Origin of the sequence: Streptosporangium sp. NPDC023825, assembly GCF_040639575.1 — a bacterium.
Taxonomy (GTDB): domain Bacteria; phylum Actinomycetota; class Actinomycetes; order Streptosporangiales; family Streptosporangiaceae; genus Streptosporangium.
Genome location: NZ_JBFAAE010000059.1, coordinates 17,312 through 35,413, shown reverse-complemented (window position 1 = coordinate 35,413; position 18,102 = coordinate 17,312). Strand labels below are relative to the sequence as shown.

The window sequence follows — 18,102 nt, the reverse complement described above, 5'->3', positions numbered from 1 at the left end:
TTCTGATTGCTGTGGAATAGAGAGATACATCCCTGGTGTCCTGCGGCAAACGCCGTTCCCGGCAGGGCGGATGGAAATGACCGCGCCTTTCGCTCCAGGCTCTGCGGAACGTCGGCCTCCGCCCGCGGAAGACCGGGCATGTCACCGCAGCCGCTCTCGTGCTCCTGCGTGCCGGACACGACCGCGCCACCTGATCACCGAACGCGAGGAGCCGTTGTGCCACAGGGCGCACCGCCGGCCTACCGGGAGGTGCCGGTCCGCGCCCAGGCCTGCTGGAGGGCTCTGTAGTCGATCACGACGATCCCCTCCCGCCGGAGGAGTTCGCGTGCCTCCGGCGATGTCAGGAACTCGTAGTCGGTCCGGCGTACGCGCCAACCGCCGTCGATCGCCCGCGATTCCTCGTTGCCCAGACCGGGATGCACCGCCCACTCGCTCAGGCCGGCCGGCAGGTCGCGCAGCAGCTCGGCGTACCGCGCCGCCTTGCCGTCGACGTCGAGACCGAAACTGTCCAGGAAGTCGTTGTCGGTGACCGGCAGACCCCGCCGTCGCGCCTTCCGGCGTCCGGGTTCGAGCCAGACCCGCACCGCCAGGCCGTACTCCTCGGCCAGCGCCACGGTCAGGTCGAAGATGTCGTCGCGTCCCCCGTCGGCCAGGCAGTGCCAGTCCAGATGGGTCGGCGTCAGCCCGGTGCCGACCACGGCGTCGACCTGTGCGCGGAACTCGAGCTCCACCTCCTCCAGACGAGCCCGGGCGAGAAGCTCGGGAACCTGGGCGGGCGTGAACAGTTCACCCGTCTCGTCGAGCAGCGAGGGCACCCTCTCCTTCGCGGTCAGCGGCCCCCACCGGTAGTGGGTCGTGTCGCAGAACAGGGTGAGGTGGATCCCGAACGGGATCTCCGGCCTCCGGCGAAGCAGGTGCATGGCGTGCGGCGCCCACGGGCACGGCACCATCAGGCTGCACGAACTGGCGATCCCCTGCTCGATCGAGCCGACGACCGCGGCGTTGATCGCGTGGTACATCCCGAAGTCGTCGTTGTTCACGATGAGCACCCGGGCATCGGGAGGGAAACCCAGCAGCTCGCTCGACAGAACCGAGGGAGTGGCGGCCGCGGGCTCGAAGGCGTGGTCATCCATGGCCGCAGCGTGCAGGAGTGGTGAAGGGCACGTCCAGGCAATTGTTGCGAACGGCCTGTTGTGAACGGTCTCGGCCCGCCCCGGCGGTTCCCGGGTCACCGGCGATCTCCCGCGGAGCCGGTGAGAGGTGGCGAACACCGCTCCCCACCGGCTCCGGAGAACGAACCCTCACGGCCTCACACGGGTCAGGGCCTCTCGATCTGGGCGGGCGGCGTCCCCTCGGGCTTGGGAACACGGATCGTGTCGGAAGGCCGGTCTCCCCTGTTGCGCGCGAGCGCGGTGGGATAGCAGTCGTAATAACAGTAGTAGCGGTCGCAGTAGCGCAGGAAACAGATCCAGCCGGCCTCGGCCGTCCGCTCGCAGACGGCCGCCGGAGCCGCCCGGGACGACGCGGCGTGGGCACCGGCCGCCGGGAGGCCGACGAGCAGACCGGCACCGGCCAGGACCGCGCCGGCCAGGACGACGCCGGCGTCGCGAATGAAGATGTTCATGATCCTCCTCGGTCACGTACGGGACACGACAAGGACGAACGTAATCATTCGGCTACACGGAGTCACGTACCCGATCGGCACGTGTCGGGCGTTCCCGGCCGCCGGCGGGCGCCCGGACCGGGGCGGGCGCGTCACATCTCCGCGACCTGGGGGACCGCCACCGAGCGCCGGGCGATGGAGCGTACGATCTCGCCGGTGCGCACGGCGGTCATGGACAGCAGCGACGAGGCGATCCCGTGGCTGCCCTCGGTGGCCCCCTGGAGGTAGACGCCCCAGGTCTGCCCGGGGTCGGTGGCGATCCGGTAGTCGCGCTCCACGAGCAGCTCGCCCGCCTCGCCCGTGTGGCAGTGCTTGCGCGCCTCGCCGAGCAGGTCGAGGGGGTTGCGCTCGCGGTAGCCGGTCGCGCAGACGACCGCGTCGGCCTCGATCGTGCTCACCTCGCCCGTGGGCAGGAAGCACATCCGGACCCGGGCGGTGTCGCCGTCGTCGTGCACGTCGAGCAGGCGGGAGGCGTTCAGCATGCGCAGCCGCTGGACCCCGGCGACCTTCTCTGCATAGGAGCGCCGGTAGAGCTCGTCGATCAGGTCGAGGTCCACCACCGAGTAGTTGGTGTTGCGGGAGTAGGCGAACAGCATGCGCTTCACGTCTTCGGGCGCGGTGAAGAAGTGGTCGACGGCCTCCGGGTCGAAGATGCGGTTGGCGAAGGGGCTGTCGTCGGCCGGCGAGTAGCCGTACCGGGTGAAGACGGCACAGACCTCCGCGGAGGGATAGGTGCGGTGCAGGTGCTCGACGGTCTCGGCGGCGCTCTGCCCGGCGCCGACCACGACGAACCGCGCGGGCTCGCGCCCGCCGAGGGTCTCGAGCCGGGACAGCAGCTCCTCGGTGTGCCAGACCCGCTCGCCCTGCCGCACGCCGTCGGGAAGCACGGGGTCGAGACCGACCGCGATCACGAGGTTGCGGGTCAGGCAGGTGTGCAGCTCGTCGCCGTGCTGCACGACGACCTCGAGGGTGTCGTCGTCGTGCGGGCGCACCGCGACGACCTCGGAGTCGTAGCGCACCAGGTCGGCGAAGGAGGCGGCGGCCCACTCCAGGTAGTCGTGGAACTCCAGCCTGGTGGGGAACATGGTCTTGTGGTTGATGAAATCGACCAGCCTCCCCTTCTCCTGCAGGTAGGACAGGAAGGAGTAGGAGCTGGTGGGGTTGCGCAGGGTGACCAGGTCCTTGAGGAAGTGGACCTGCATCGTGGCGCCCTCGATGAGCATGTTGCGGTGCCAGCCGAACCTCGGTTGCCTCTCGAAGAAGACCGCGTTCACGCCGGCGCCGTACTCCTCCTCCAGGGCCACCGCGAGCGCGAGGTTGGACGGGCCGAAACCGATGCCCACGACGTCATAGACCGGGATCGACATGTTCGCCTCTCACGTACTGAAGGGATGGTCCCCCCGCGGCCGGGCGGCGGCGGGGGGCAGCATGGAACAGGATGGAACGGGATCGAACAGGGTGGGTCAGGCCCCGCCGGCGGCCTTGGCGGCCTTGGCGACCTGGGGCACGACCTGGTCGATCACGTACGGGATGGCCAGCGGCGTCGGCGTGCGCAGCGGCCAGAACGCCTTGAGGTCGAGCGGCACGTAGGAGCCGCGCTTGACCACGTCGAGGCCGGCGAACAGCTGGTTGGCCTCGATCTTCTTCTGGGTGGCCGCGTCGTCGTTGTAGTGGCTGAGCAGCAGGTCGACGTCGAGGACCCCGACCTTCTCCATGCTCAGCTCGGTCGCGAAGCCCTCGCCGGGAAGCGCCTTGACCTCCTCGGGCAGCTCGAGCCCGAACTGGCCGAAGAGCTGGACGCTGATGTCGGTGTCGGACTTCATCACGCCGATGTTGCCGGAGGGGAAGACGCTGGTCAGCGCGAACTTCTTGCCGTCCAGCTCGGGGTGGGTGGTCTTGACCGAGGCGATCTTCGCCTCGACGTCGTCGACGAGCTTCTCCCCCTCGTCGGCCTTGCCGACCGCCTTGGCGACCTGGCGGGCCACCACCTGCCACGAGTCCTGCGCGGGGCCGGTCTCGTAGGCGGTCGTCGGCGCGAGCTGGGAGAGGTTGGCGTACTCCTTGTCGATGTAGTAGTCGCCGCCCGCGAGGATCAGGTCGGGCTTGAGCGAGGCGATCTGCTCCAGCGAGAAGCCCGCCTCTCCGGCCTTCAGCAGCGTCGGCTTGGTACCGGAGATCTTCGGGGCGGTCCAGGGGGCGAGCCCGTCGGGCTGGACTCCGGTCAGCTCCGCCATGGCGACCGGCTGCACGCCCAGGGCGAGCAGGGTGTCCTGGTCGACCTCGCCGAGGGCGACGATGCGCTGGGGGGCGGACTCGATCGTGGTGGTGCCGAGCTTGTGCTTGATGGTTACCGGGAATCCGGAGGCGGCCTGGGTAGCGGGGGCGTTCGCGGCGGCCTGTTCGGCTCCGCCGCTCTCGCCGGCGCACGCGCCCACCAGGCCGAGGCCCAGCAGCAGCGTTCCGGTCGCGGCCAGGCGGCGCATCGTGTCGCGCATGAGTATGGGTTCCTTCCAAAGCCCGGGAGGGCTGTCAGTTTTAGGTTAGCCTTCCCTAACCTAACAATCTTTGACGGTTGTGGGAAGCGCCTCATTCCAGGCGGTTCATGAGTTCTGCCACGGTTTGGGCTGTCATGAGTGTCGCGACCTTCACTCCGGCGCAGCCCGGCTCCCGCCGGATGCGGCGCACCAGTTGCATGACGAGCAGCGAGTGCCCGCCCAGATCGAAGAAGTTGTCGTGCGGGCCGACCGCGTCCACCTCCAGGACCTCGGCGAACGCCCGGCACAGCATCGCCTCGCGGTCGTCGTCGCGCCGGGTCGCGCCGTCGCGGCCGTCGCCGGTCCCGGTCCCGGTGACCGTACGGGCCGTGAGCGTGACGGGCAGGTCGCCCAGGCGCGCCTCGGGGTCGGCCGCGACGGCCTCCAGCACGCCGACGAGCGCCCCGATCATCGTGTCGATCGTGGCCGGGTCGAACAGGTCTGCCGAGTAGTCGACGACGAGGTGGAGCTCCTCCCCCCTCTCCCGGAAGATGAAGTCGAGGTCGAACTTCGCCGCGGGCGGGCTGAAGAGCGCCTCCCGCTGCCGCAGCCCGGGGAAGCGGACGTCGCCCATGGCCTGGTTCTCGTAGCCGACCATCACCTGGAACAGCGGGTTCCTGCCGGGCACCCGGGGGGGCCGCAGCGCCTCGACGAGCGCCTCGAACGGCAGGTCCTGGTTGGCGAGCCCGGCCAGGTCGGTGTCGCGGACGCGGGCGAGCAACTCGGCGAAGGAGGGGTCTCCCGAGGCGTCGGCGCGCAGCACGAGCGTGTTGACAAAGAAGCCGACCAGGTCGCCGGCCGCCTCGTCGGTGCGGCCCGCGACGGGGCTGCCCAGCGGGATGTCCTCCCCCGCGCCCGCGCGGTGCAGCAGCGCGGCGACCGCGCTCTGGCAGACCATGAACATGCTGGCCTGGGCGCCGCGCGCCAGCTCGCGGAGCCGCCCGACCAGTGAGGCGGGCAGCCGCCTGGTCGTGGTCCCGCCGCGCTGGCCGACGGTGGCGGGCCTGGGCCGGTCCACCGGCAGCGGGATCTCCTCCGGCATGCCCGACAGCGCCTTGGCCCAGTAGTCGAGCTGGCGGGCGTGCAGGCTGCCCGGGTCGACGGGGTCGCCGAGCAGTTCACGCTGCCAGAGCGTGTAGTCGGCGTACTGCACGGCGGGCGGCTTCCACTCCGGCATGTCCTCGGGTGCCGTCCCGTCCAGCCGCGCGGCGTAGGCGCGGGCCACGTCCCCGGCGAACGGCCCGAAGGACCACTCGTCGAACGCGATGTGGTGGAACACGGCGAGCAGCAGGTGCTCGCCCTCCCCCTCCGGGATGAGCGCGACCCGCAGCGGGATCTCGGTGGCGAGGTCGAACGGCCGCGCGATCACCTCCTCGGGCGGGCAGGTGGTGATCTCCAGGACCGGCCGCGCCTGCTCCGGCGGCAGGATCCGCTGGTAGGGCACGCCCTCGTGCTCGGCGAAGACGGTGCGCAGGCTCTCGTGCCTGGCCGTCACGTCGCCGATCGCGGCGCGCAGCGCGTCCACGTCCAGCTCGCCGCTCAGGTGCACGGCGAGCGGCAGGTGGTACGCCTCGCGGGGGCCGTCGTCCTCGCGCAGGATCTGGTCGATCAGCCAGAGCCTGCGCTGCGCGTACGACAGCGGGACGCGCTCGGGCCGTTCCCTGGGCACCAGCGGGGGCCTGAGCGTGGCACCGGCCCGGTCGTGCAGCCGGGTGGCCAGCTCGGCGACGTTCGGCGCCTCGAACAGGTCGCGGATCGCGAGCTCGGTGCGCAGCACCGCGCGCACCCTGCCGACCAGCCGGGTCGCCAGCAGCGAGTGCCCGCCCAGGTCGAAGAAGCCGTCGTCGATGCCGACGCCCGAGACGTCGAGCACCTCGCCGAACAGGGTGCACAGCAGGTGTTCCACCGCGGTCCTGGCGGCGCGGCCCGACCCGCGCGGGCCCTGCCGGTCGGGGGCGGGCAGCGCCCGCCGGTCCAGCTTGCCGTTGACGGTCAGCGGCAGCGCGTCCAGCGTGACCACCGCGCTCGGCACCATGTAGCCGGGCAGCCGCTTCTTCAGCCCCTCGCGCACCCGCGCGGCGAGCGCCCCGTGGTCGCGGGCCGCCGCCGGGTTGTTCGCGTACGACGCGGGCCTGCGGTCCGGGTCCGCCGGCAGGAAGGCGGCCCCTCCCCCGAAGACGGCGTCGTAGTGGCCGACCTCGTCCGAGGGGGTGGTCACCACGCCGGGGTCGAGCGCGTACAGCAGCTCGGGCTCGATCCCCTCCGCCGGTGCCCGCAGCAGCTCGCGCGCCTCCCGGTGGGAGGCGCCACCCTCCAGCGCGCGCAGCGCGGCGAGCTCGGCCGACAGCCTGGGGTCGGGGATGGCGCGTACCCGGAGCGGCCCGGAGCGGCCGGACAGGCGGGCCGCCAGGTCGTCGGCTCCGGCCCAGTCCACGACCGGGGTCTCGGCGGGCTGTGCGTCAGGCTGTGCGGCGGGCGACTTCCAGAGGGTCACGTCGTAGCGGTGCCTGCTGAGCTCGTTGTGGTGGACGCCCCGCTTGGTCCGGACCTCCACCCGCGCGGCCAGGCCGAGGGAGGCGAAGAACGCGGGGTCGAGGAGGAGCTCCTTCTCCATCCGCACGGCCCGGTCGATCGCCGCCGTGCCGGTGCCGTCGCCGTCACCGTTCCCGCCTCTGCCGAGCTGGATCGCCGCGTGCAGGCAGCGCACCGACCGCAGGTCGCGCACGTCGCCGACGAACAGCGCGCCGCCGGGGGCGAGCAGGTCCATCGCGGCGGCGATCACGTCGGCGAGGTATCCGGCGCTCGGGAAGTACTGGACCACCGAGTTGACGACGATCGTGTCGAAGTGGCCGGCGGGCAGGCCGGTGGTGTCGTGCGCGGCCTGGCAGCTCAGGCGCACCGGCGAGCCGGGGCCGAGGTCGGCCCGCAGCTTGGCGATGACGGGGGCCGCGAAGTCGGTGCCCCAGTACTCCTCGCATCCGGGGGCCAGGCGCGACAGCAGCAGGCCGGTGCCGACGCCGATCTCCAGCACCCGCCGGGGCCCGAGGTCCTCGATGCGGGCCACGGTGGTCTCGCGCCACTCGCGCATGTGCTCCAGCGGGATGGGCGAGCCGTCGTAGCTGCTGTCCCAGCCCGCGAAGTCCTCGGTGTGCACGGCGGTGCCGATCTCGGTGTACTCGGCGTCGTAGATCTGCCGCCACTCGGCCAGGTGCTCGCGCTCGGCGTCGGGGCGCGCGGAGCCGTCGGGCACCACGTAGCCGATGAGGCGCTTCACCCCGGGCACCTCGGTGCCGGCGGCGATGACGGCGGCCTGCCCGACCCCGGGCTCGGCGGCCAGCGCGGTCTCGACCTCCTCCAGCTCGACCCGGTAGCCGCGGATCTTCACCTGCTCGTCGGTGCGGCCGAGGAAGTCGATGTTGCCGTCCGGGCGCACCCGTACGAGGTCGCCGGTGCGGTACATCCGGCCGCCGCCGAACGGGTCGGCGACGAAGCGTTCGGCGGTCAGGCCCGGCCGGTCGAGGTAGCCCCGGGCCAGGCCGGCCCCGGCGATGTAGAGCTCTCCCGGCGAGCCGGGCGGGACCGGGCGCAGCCAGCCGTCGAGCACGTAGCCCCGGGTGTTCCAGATCGGCTTGCCGACCGTGGGCGTGGCGCTGTCCTCGGTGCCGCCGCCCAGCGTGTTGATGGTGTACTCGGTCGGGCCGTAGAGGTTGTAGCCCAGCACCCCCTCGGCCTCCGCGAGCCGGTCCCACACGGCCGCCGGGACGGCCTCGCCGCCCAGCAGCACGAGCGGCGGGCGGTGCTCGCCGTCGAGCAGTCCCTCCTCCAGCAGCTGCTGCGCGTAGGTCGGCGTCACGTTGATGACGTCGATCCGGTGGCGCCGCAGGTACTCGGTGAGCGCCTCGGCGTCGCGCCGCAGCTCCTCGTCGCACACGTGCACCTCGTGGCCCTCGATGAGCCAGAGCAGCTCCTCCCACGACATGTCGAAGGAGAACGACACGGTGTGCGCGATCCGCAGCCGCCGCCCGGCCGACGCCACCACCGGGTCGAAGATGTTGGCCCGGTGGTTGAACTGCATGTTGGTCAGGCCCCGGTAGGGGGTGACCACGCCCTTGGGACGCCCGGTGGACCCGGAGGTGTAGATCACGTACGCCGGGTGCTCCAGCCGGCCGGGCACGTCCCTGCCGAAGCCGGGCAGTTCCTCGTCCGTCAGCCCGGTGCCGGGCAGGCCCGCCAGCGTCTCCCGCACGGCGGGGTCGTCGAGCAGGATCGAGGAACCGGGGTTCGCCAGCCCGGCGGCGATGTCGCGGTGCGAGACCAGGCAGGCGGGGGCGGCGTCGGCCAGCATGAAGTCGAGCCGGTCGGCCGGGTAGTCCAGTTCCAGGGGGAGGTAGGCGGCGCCCGTCTTGAGCACCGCGAACAGCGCGACGACCATCTCGGCGGAGCGGGGCAGCGCGAGGGCGACGACCCGTTCCGGACCGGCGCCGTGCGCCTTCAGCAGCCGGGCCAGGCGGTTGGCCGCCGCGTCCAGCTCGGCGTAGGTGAGCCGCGTGTCGGGCTGGGAGACCAGGGCGAGCTCGTCCGGGGTGCGCGCGGCCTGCTCGGCGAGCAGCTCGGCGATGGTCAGGTCGGGGACGGACCGCTCGGCCTCGGCCCAGTCGCGGCGCAGGCCCTCGTGCTCGTCGGGCAGGAGCAGGTCGAGCCGGTGGCAGGGGGTGTCGGGCGCGGCGGCGAGGGTCTCCAGGACGCGCACGTACCGGTCGGTGAGCCGCTCGGCCTCGGCCTCGGTGAAGGCGTCGCCCCGGTACATGACGCGCAGGCCCGCGCCGGGCTCGACGACCATGGTGACCGGGTAGTGGGTGGCGTCGCGGACCTGGCGGCCGGTCACCCGCACGTCGCCGCCGGGCCCGAACCCGCGCCCGGTGGGCATGCCGGGGAAGTTCTGGAACACGAAGAGGGTGTCGAAGAGGGTGCCCAGGCCCGTCACCCGCTGCACGTCGGCGAGCGCGACGTAGGAGTGGTCGAACAGCTCCGACTGGAACGTCTGCACCCGCTCCAGGACGGTGCGCAGCGGGTCGGCCGCCGAGGCGCGCACCCGGACGGGGACGGTGTTGAACAGCAGGCCGACGACGGACTCGACGCCGTCGACGTCGGGGTGGCGGCCGGACACCGAGACGCCGAAGACCACGTCGTCGCGGCCGGTGAGACCGGCCAGGAGCAGTCCCCAGGCGCTCTCGTACAGGGTGCCGAGGGTGAGGCCGGACTCGCGCGCGAGGGTGCCGAGCCGGGCGGCGAGGTCCTCGGGCAGCGCGCGGTGGATCTCCCCCGCGGTGGCGAGGTCGGCGGGGCGGTCGGCCAGCTCGGGCTTGAGCAGGGTCGGCTCGTCGAGCCCCTCCAGGCTGCGGCCCCACGTCTTGATCGTGGCCTGCCGGTCCTGGGCGTTCACCCAGTCGAGGTAGGCGTGGAAGGGGACGGCGGGCCGGGCGCGCTCGGTGGCGGCGTCGGTGTAGAACTCCAGCAGCGAGGTGACCAGCAGGCCGCCCGACCAGCCGTCCAGCAGGATCAGCTCGGAGGTGAGCACCAGCCGGAAGTCGTCCTCGCCCATCCTGGCCAGCGCGAAGCGGATCAGCGGCGGCGCGTCGGGGACGAACGGCCGGGCGCGCTGGGCCTCGACGAACGCCTCCAGCGCCTGCGGGTCACCGGTCTCGGCGTAGGTCCAGTCGACCTCGAAGTGCTCGGGGACGAACTGCACGGTACGGCCGCCGTCGGTGCGGAAACCGGCCCGCAGGTTGGGGAACTTCAGCAGCACCTCGCGCGCGGCCCCGGCCAGCCGGTCGGGGTCGACGGGCCCGACCAGGGTCACCACGGCCTGCTGGACGTAGATGTCGCGGTCCTCACCGGCGAGCATCAGGTGGAACAGCAGGCCCTCCTGCAGCGGCGACAGCGGCAGCTCGGCCCGCCCCTCCACCGGCCCGCCCGCCACGACCTCGCCGGACAGGACCTCGCCCTCGCCCTCGCCGGGCGGGGCCTCGCCGGACGGGACCGTCACGCCGTCCGCAGGCGCGCCACCGGAGGGGGCCTTCACGGTGCCGGTGGGGGCGGAGAGGGCCGCGACCCTGGCCAGGGCCTCGACGGTACGCAGCCGGAAGACGTCGCGGACGGTGAAGGGGAGGCCCGCGCGGCGGGCGCGTCCCACGAGCAGGGCCGCGCTGATGCTGTCGCCGCCGGTGCGGAAGAAGTCGTCGTCGGCGTTGACGCCGTCCCGCCCGAGGGTCTCGGCGACGAGCCCGGCGATGGCGCGCTCGGCGCCGGTTCGCGGCGCCCGGCCCTCGCGGACGGCGGGCTCGGGCAGCGCGCGCCGGTCGAGCTTGCCGTTGGGGGTGCGCGGCAGCTCGTCGAGGCCGACGAGCACGGAGGGGACAAGGTGGTCGGGCAGGATCTCGCCGAGCCCGGCCCGCAGCGCGTCGAGGTCGAGGCCCGGCTCGCCCACGACGTAGCCGACGAGGCGCGGCCCCGAGCGGGCCGCCACGGCCGCCTGGCGCACGCCGGGCCGCGCGGCGAGCACCGCCTCGACCTCTCCGGGCTCGATGCGGAAGCCGCGGATCTTCACCTGGTCGTCGGCCCGGCCCAGGAACTCCAGCGAGCCGTCGCGGCGGCGGCGCACCCGGTCGCCGGTGCGGTAGAGCCGCGATCCCGGCGGGCCGAAGGGGTCGGCCACGAACCGCTCGGCGGTGCGGGCCGGGTCGCCGAGGTACCCGCGCGCCAGGCCGTCCCCGGCCAGGTAGAGCTCGCCGACCGGGACCTCGCGGAGCCCGGCGTCCAGGACGTACGCCACGGTGTTGGCGATCGGGACCAGCCCTCCGGCGCCCTCGGCGACCAGGCTGTCGCCGGCCGCCTCCGAGCAGCCGTACAGGTTGACCAGGCGGGCGGGGACTCTCGCGGCCAGGGCGGCGGGCAGGGCCTCGCCGCTGCTCACCCACGTGGTGACCGAACCGAGGTTCCCGCGCTCCCCCGCCTCTTCCGTCTCCATGAGCGCGGCCAGCAGGCTCGGCACGACCGTCACCAGGTTCACGTCGTGGCGGCGGATCAGCTCGGCCAGGGCGAGCGCGTCGGTGGCGGTGTCGTCGTCCGCGACGACGACGGTGTCACCGGCGACGAGGCCGCCGAGCAGCTCGGTGCTGCCGTCGATGAAGGCCGGTGAGCTCTTGGCGACCCGCACGCCGGTGGGGGCGAGGTCCGCGCCCCAGGCGAGCCGGTTGGCCAGCGCCCGCTGGGTGCCGACGACGGCCTTGGGGGTCCCGGTGGACCCCGAGGTGAAGATCACGTAAGCGGGGTGGTCGGGGCGGACCTCGACCCCGGCGCGGGGCGGGGCGTCCCGCGGCGGCTCGTCGGCGCCGAGGACCAGCAGCGGCCTGGCGGTGCCGAGCATCAGGTCGATCCTGGAGCGCGGGTAGGTCGTGTCGATCGGCAGGTAGGCCGCGCCGGTCTTGAGCACGGCGAGCAGGGCCACGACGAGCTCGGCCGAGCGGGGCAGCGCGATCGCGACGATCTCCTCGGGGCCGGCCCCCGCCGCGGCGAGCCGGTCGGCGAGGGCCTCGGCGCGCTCGTCCAGCTCGGCGTAGCTGAGGGTCGTCACGCCGTCGCCGTCGCCGCCGGAAACAGTGCCGTCACCGGAAACGCCGCCGGAGACGCCGCCGGTGACGACGGCCGTGGCGTGCGGGGTGCGCGCCACCTGCGCCTCGATCCGCTGGGCGACGGTGAGCGGGGCGAACGCGCGGGCGGTGTCGGGCCGCGCGAGTCCCCGGGGCGGGGTGCCGAGCGACGACAGGCGCCGCGCCGGGTCCTCGGTGACCTGGTCGAGCAGCGCGCCGAGCTCGGCGAGCATGCCGGTGACGGTGTCGGCGTCGAAGAGGTCCGTGGCGTAGGCGACGAACCCCTCGATCAGCTCCTCGCCCTCGGCGAAGTAGATGTCCAGGTCGAACTTGACGCCGCCGGTCTCGGGCAGGAACGGCTCGGCGCGCACGCCGGGCAGCCGCAGCCGCACGTCCTCCAGCCGCTGGTGGACGATCATCACCTGGAACAGCGGGCTGCGGGCGAGCGAGCGTTCGGGGGCGAGGCGCTCCACGACCTGCTCGAACGGTACGTCCGCGTTGGAGAACGCGGCCAGGTCGGCGTGGCGGACCCGTTCCAGGAGCTCGGTGAAGGTGGGGTCGCCGGTCAGGTCGGTGCGCAGCACGACGAGGTTGACGAACACGCCGACCAGGTCCGCGAGGTCCTCGTCCGGCCTGCCCGCGATGGGCGAGCCGAGCGCCACGTCGTCGCCCGCGCCGGCCCGGTGCAGGAGCGCGGCCACGGCGGCGTGCAGGACCATGAAGACGCTGGTGCCGGTCTCCAGGGCGAGCCGTCGCGCCCCGGCCAGCGGCAGCCGGAACGGCGCCAGCCCGCCCCGGTGGCTCGCCTCGGCGGGACGGGGCCGGTCGGCCGGCGGCGCGCTCTCCTCGGGCAGCCCGCGCAGCGTCCGCTCCCAGAAGTCGAGCTGGCCGGCGGGGGCCGGGGACTCGCTCCGCCAGACGGCGTAGTCGGCGTACTGCACGGGCAGCGGCGCCCAGTCCGGCGCGACGCCCGCAGTGCGGGCGGTGTAGGCGCGCGACAGGTCGGCGAGCAGCGGGGTGAACGACCACTCGTCGGCGGCGGCGTGGTGCTGGAGCACGACGAGCACGGACTCCTCGGCGGCCACCCGCAGCAGGGTGGCCCGGACGGGCAGGTCGGCCCCGAGGTCGAAGGCGTGCGAGGCGGCCCTCGTCTCGGCCGCGCGCAGCCGTTCCTCCGGCCAGCCGCGCGCGTCCACCACGTCGAAGGCGGCCTCGCCGGTGTCGAGGACGCGCTGGACCGGCAGCCCGTCGGGACCTTCCTCCAGCAGGGTGCGCAGCGCCTCGTGCCGGGCGACGACGTCGCCGAACGCGGCGCGCAGCGCGTCGACGTCGACCGGCCCGTACAGCCGCAGGCCGAGCGGGAGCGCGTCGGCGGCCGAGGGGCCGCGCAGGCGCTCCTCGAACCAGAAGCCGCGCTGGGCGGGCGAGGCGGGCACGATCGCGGGTCTGGTCACGTCGCGGACCCTCGGCCGGGTGCCCCGTACCAGCCTGGTCGCCAGCGTGGCGACCGTGGGCGCCTCGAAGACGTCGGCGATGGTGAGCTCGGCGTCGAGCGCGGCGCGCACCCGCCCGGCGAGGCGGGTGGCGAGCAGGGAGTGGCCGCCCAGGGCGAAGAAGTCGTCGTCGACGCCCACGGACTCCAGGCCGAGGGTCTCGGCGAAGACCGCGCACAGCGCCGCCTCGCGGTCGTCACGCGGTCCCCGGCTCGACACCCGGACCTCGGGCGCGGGCAGCGCGGCCCGGTCGAGCTTGCCGTTGACGGTGCGCGGCAGCGCCTCGAGCAGGACCGTCGCCGCGGGAAGCATGTACTCGGGCAGCGCCCCGGCCGCCGCCGCCCGCAGGCCCGCCTCGTCGAGGTCGCCGTCCGGCACGACGTACGCGACCAGCCGCTTCTCGCCCGGCGTGTCCTCGCGGACCACGACGGCGGCCTGGGCGACACCCGGGTGGGCGGCGAGCACGGCCTGCACCTCGGCGGGCTCGATGCGGAAACCGCGGATCTTCACCTGGTCGTCGGTGCGCCCCAGGTACTCCAGCGTCCCGTCGCGGCCCCACCTGGCCAGGTCGCCGGTGCGGTACATGCGCTCGCCGGGCGGGCCGAAGGGGTCGGCGACGAAGCGTTCGGCGGTCAGGCCCGGCCTGCCCGCGTAGCCGCGGGCCAGCTGCGTCCCCGCGAGGTAGAGCTCGCCGGGGACGCCGACCGGGGCCGGGCGCAGCGCGGCGTCCAGGACGTACGCGCGGGTGTTGGGGAACGGCCTGCCGATCCCGGACGACGGCAGCTCGGCGGAGGTCGCCCAGATCGTCGCCTCGGTCGGCCCGTACACGTTGACGGCCGACGCCGCCACCGCGTGCAGGGTCCCGGCGAGCGCGGCCGGGAGGGCCTCGCCGCCGACGAGGACCCGCAGCCCGCGCAGCGCGGACGGGTCCAGCGAGCCCAGCAGCGACGGGGTGCCCTGGACGACGGTCGCCCCGGCGAGCAGCGCGCCCAGCGCCGCCGGTTCGCGCACGGTCTCGCGCCCGGCGAGCACGACGGTCGCGCCGCTGACCAGCGGCACGTACAGCTCCAGCGCGGCGATGTCGAACGCGATCGTGGTCACCGCGACCAGCCGGTCGCCGGCGCCCAGGGCCAGGCGATCCCTCATGGTGAGGAGGAAGGCGGTGAGCGCGGAGTGCGGGACGGCCACGCCCTTGGGCCGGCCGGTGGAGCCCGAGGTGTAGATGACGTACGCCAGGTCGCCGCCCCGGACCGGGCACGACGCCTCTTCTCCGGCGATCGACCCGGGAAGCGTGCCGGGGGACGCGTCGCCCGGGGTCAGCGTCTCGGTCCCCGGCGGGAGGAGGGCCGCGGTCTCCGGGGTCGCGATCACGCAGAGCGGGGCCGCGTCCCGGAGCATGTAGGCGAGCCGGTCGGCCGGGTGGTCCAGGTCCAGCGGCAGGTAGGCGGCGCCCGACTTCAGCACGGCCAGCAGCGCGACCACCAGGTCGGGGGTGCGGGGCAGGGCCAGTGCGACGACCCTGCCCGGTCCCGCGCCGCGCTCGCGCAGCGCCCGGGCGAGGGCCGAGGCCCGCAGGTCCAGCTCGGCGTAGGTGAGCGTGGCCCCGCCGTCGCCGTCGACGGCGACCGCGCCGGGGGTGCGGGCGGCCTGCTCCTCGAACAGGGAGGTCACCGTCGTGTCCGGGACGGGGCGCGAGGTGTCGTTCCACTCCGCCAGCAGGGCCGACTCGGCCGCGCCGAGCAGCTCCAGGTCGGCGATCCGCAGGTCCGGGCGGCTCACCGCGTCGCCGAGCAGCGTCTCCAGGTGGGCGAGGAGGGCGTCGACGCGCTCGTCGTCGAACAGCTCGCGCCGGAAGGTGGCCTCGACGGTCATCCCGCCGGGCCGCACGAAGGCCTCCAGCGACAGGTCGAAATGGGTGGTGCCGTTGTGGATGTGCGTCCAGCTCGTGGCGACGCCGGGCAGGTCCAGCTCGCCGATCTCCTGGGCGAGGAACAGCAGCATGGTGTCGAAGAACGGCGAGCCGCCGCGCCTGCGGGCGGGCCGCAGCTCCCGCACGATCGCGTCGTAGGGCAGCGTCCGGTTCGCGAACCCCTCGGTGCAGGTGTCGCGGACCCGGTGCAGGACCTCGCGGAAGGTGGGCGCGCCGGACAGGTCGGTGCGCAGCACGAGGGTGTTGCCGAAGTTCCCGGCCAGCCGCTCGATCTCGGTGTGCTCGCGGTTCATCACGGCCGAGCCGATCGCGATGTCGGTCGCGCCGGTGTAGCGGTGCAGCAGCACCGCGTGCGCGGCGAGCATCACCATGTACGGGGTGAGGTTCTCCCGGGCGGCCAGCTCCCGCATCCCGGCGACGACGGCGTCGTCGAAGCGGCGTGCCCTGCGCCCGCCCCGCTCGGACGCGGTCGCGCCGCGCGGGCGGTCGGCGGGCAGGTCGAGGGGCGCGGGCGGCGGGTCGAGGCGCCGCCGCCAGTAGTCCATCTCCTCCGCCGGGTGCGGGCGGTTCTGCTCCCAGGCGGCGAAGTCGGGATAGTGCACGGTCAGCGCGGGCAGGCCGTGCGGCTCGCCGGAGACGGCGGCGCGGTACAGGGCCGACAGGTCGCGTGACAGCGATCCCCAGGTCATGCCGTCCCAGGCGATGTGGTGCACGACCAGGACCAGGCCGTACGCGTCGTCGCCGAACCGGAGCAGCTCCAGCCGGATCGGCCGGTCGGCGCGCAGGTCGAAGGGGAGCGCCGCGAGCCGCGCGGCGTACGCCTCGGCGTCGGCCTCGGCGCAGTCGCGCACCGGCAGGTCGAGGGAGTCGTCGGCGACGACGTGCTGGAACGGCGTCCCCTCGTCGTCCTCGCCGTAGACGGTGCGCAGCACCGCGTGCCTGCGCAGGAGGGCGCGCAGCGCCTCGCGCAGCGCGCCGGTGTCGAGCGCGCCCGACATGCGTACCAGCAGGCACACGTTGTAGGCGGGGCTGGCGGGGAACGTCCGGTGGTGCAGCCACATGCTCTGCTGCGCGTAGGACAGCGGGGCCGGGCCACCGGAGCGGCGTGGAGTGATGCGGTCCCTGCCGGGGCCGAGCCCCGCCTCGGCCATCATCCGCCGCATCAGTTCGCGCCGCCGTGCGACGTCCTGCTGCTGTTCCCGCACGCTCAACTCTTCCTTCGTGGCCGGGCCGGGCACGCTGTCCCGCATTAACACTTAGGTTAGCCTTGCCTCTTAAATCCACACAAGGTTAGCCTTACCTAAATTGATCGGTGTTACCCGGTTTTGCAGAGGGGTGGGTTCGTTGTCCTTTGGTGTCCGCACGGATGAGATGCGCGCAGAGGTAGTGGTCGAGAGCGCAGCCGACCCGTTGCGTCTGGTCACCCGCCTGGCCGGGTCCGGGCTGTTCGACGACTACACCGTGTACGAGCGACCGGGTCTGTGGACCTTCGCGGGCGGGGTCGCGGGCGAGGTGATCCTCGAACCCGGAGTCGTGCGCAGCCGCTGGCTGGACGGGTCCTCCCTGACCTCCGCGACCTCGATGGACCCGCTGGAGTCGCTCGTCTCGCTCGACTCGATGCGCTCGGTGCACTCGCTCGACTCGGTGGACGAGCCGTGGTCCGGCCGTCCGGCCGCGGCGCTGGAGGCGGCGTTGCGGGCCGCCCCGTGGCCGGTCTGGAACGCCTACGGCTGGATCGCGTTCGAGTTCGCCGCGCTCACCCCGGCGGGCAGGCTCGCCCACCTGGTCGTGCCGCGCACCGAGGTGCGCATCGAGGCGGGACGCGCACTGGTGGTGAGCGTGGACCGCGACGAGGCGGAGCGGGTGGCCGAGCTGCTGTCCGGCCGGGGCGGCGTGCCCAGGCCGCCGGCACCGGCGCCGTCACCGGTCGACGTGCGCCCCGGCGGCGACCTGTACCGGTCGCGGGTCGCCCAGGCGATCTCCGAGATCGACGCCGGGCTCTACGAGAAGGTCATCGTCTCCCGGCGGCTGCCGATCCCGTTCCCCGTCGACGTCGTCGCGACGTACGCGTGCGGCCGGGCCGCCAACACCCCGGCCCGCTCCTTCCTCCTCGACCTGGACGGCTTCCAGTCGGCCGGGTTCAGCCCCGAGGTGCTGGTGAGCGTCGACGGGCACGGCACGGTGACGACGCAGCCGCTGGCCGGCACGCGGGCCTTCGGCCGGGGCGAGGACGTGGACTCGAAGACCCGCCGCGAGCTGGAGAACGACCCCAAGGAGATCTTCGAGCACGCGGTGTCCGTACGCGCCTCGCAGGACGAGCTGTACCGGGTGTGCGCGCCCGGCACGGTCCGGGTCACCGGTTTCATGACGGTGAAGGAGCGCGGCAGCGTGCAGCACCTGGGGTCGAGTGTCAGCGGCGAGCTGTCCCCCGGCCGCACCGGCTGGGACGCGCTCGACGCGCTGTTCCCCGGCGTGACCGCCTCCGGCATCCCCAAGCCGGGGGCGATCGACGCGATCGCCCGGCTGGAGGAGCCCAGGGGCCTGTACGCCGGAGCCGTCCTGACCGTCTCCCAGGACGGCGCGATGGACGCCGCCCTGGTGCTGCGCGCCGTCTACAGCGAGAACGGCCGGGCCTGGCTGCGGGCCGGCGCCGGCATCGTGTCCGGTTCGACGCCCGAGCGGGAGTACGAGGAGACCTGCGAGAAGCTCTCCAGCATCGCCCCGTACGTGGTCCCGCGCGCCTGAGGAAACGCCACCCCGGCGTTTCCGCACGCCGGCCTCCGCCCTGTCCGCCGCCCTGGCCCCCGCCCGCCCTCACCGTCCACCGTCCGCC

At 73.7% G+C, this 18,102-nt stretch carries 6 protein-coding genes; 1 reads left to right on the top strand and 5 read right to left on the bottom strand.

Annotated features, from left to right (window positions below; translation table 11 throughout):
- Positions 1–239: 239 nt before the first annotated feature.
- The 5 genes from AB0G15_RS34695 to AB0G15_RS34675 all read right to left on the bottom strand — a co-directional run bounded on the left by AB0G15_RS34695 (position 240) and on the right by AB0G15_RS34675 (position 16,519).
- A complete protein-coding gene (locus tag AB0G15_RS34695; protein WP_362848210.1) occupies positions 240–1,133 on the bottom strand; it encodes a polysaccharide deacetylase family protein in 894 nt (297 codons plus the stop codon).
- Positions 1,134–1,318: 185 nt separating this feature from the next.
- Positions 1,319–1,624 carry a hypothetical protein gene (locus tag AB0G15_RS34690; RefSeq protein WP_362691486.1) on the bottom strand — a complete coding sequence of 102 codons (306 nt, stop codon included), beginning with the start codon at positions 1,622–1,624 and terminating at the stop codon, positions 1,319–1,321.
- Positions 1,625–1,755: 131 nt separating this feature from the next.
- Complete coding sequence (locus AB0G15_RS34685) at positions 1,756–3,030, bottom strand: lysine N(6)-hydroxylase/L-ornithine N(5)-oxygenase family protein (RefSeq protein ID WP_362848208.1); 1,275 nt, start codon at positions 3,028–3,030, stop codon at positions 1,756–1,758.
- A gap of 96 nt (positions 3,031–3,126) precedes the next feature.
- Positions 3,127–4,158, bottom strand: coding sequence for an iron-siderophore ABC transporter substrate-binding protein (locus AB0G15_RS34680; protein ID WP_362848205.1), 1,032 nt, complete (start codon positions 4,156–4,158; stop codon positions 3,127–3,129).
- Positions 4,159–4,249: 91 nt separating this feature from the next.
- Positions 4,250–16,519: an amino acid adenylation domain-containing protein gene (locus AB0G15_RS34675; protein ID WP_362848202.1), complete on the bottom strand. Its 12,270-nt coding sequence runs from the start codon at positions 16,517–16,519 to the stop codon at positions 4,250–4,252.
- A 121-nt stretch (positions 16,520–16,640) separates the two neighbouring features.
- On the opposite strand from AB0G15_RS34675, the gene AB0G15_RS34670 reads away from it, so the two are divergent.
- Positions 16,641–18,014 carry a salicylate synthase gene (locus AB0G15_RS34670; RefSeq protein WP_362848199.1) on the top strand — a complete coding sequence of 458 codons (1,374 nt, stop codon included), beginning with the start codon at positions 16,641–16,643 and terminating at the stop codon, positions 18,012–18,014.
- The last annotated feature ends 88 nt before the right edge of the window (positions 18,015–18,102 follow it).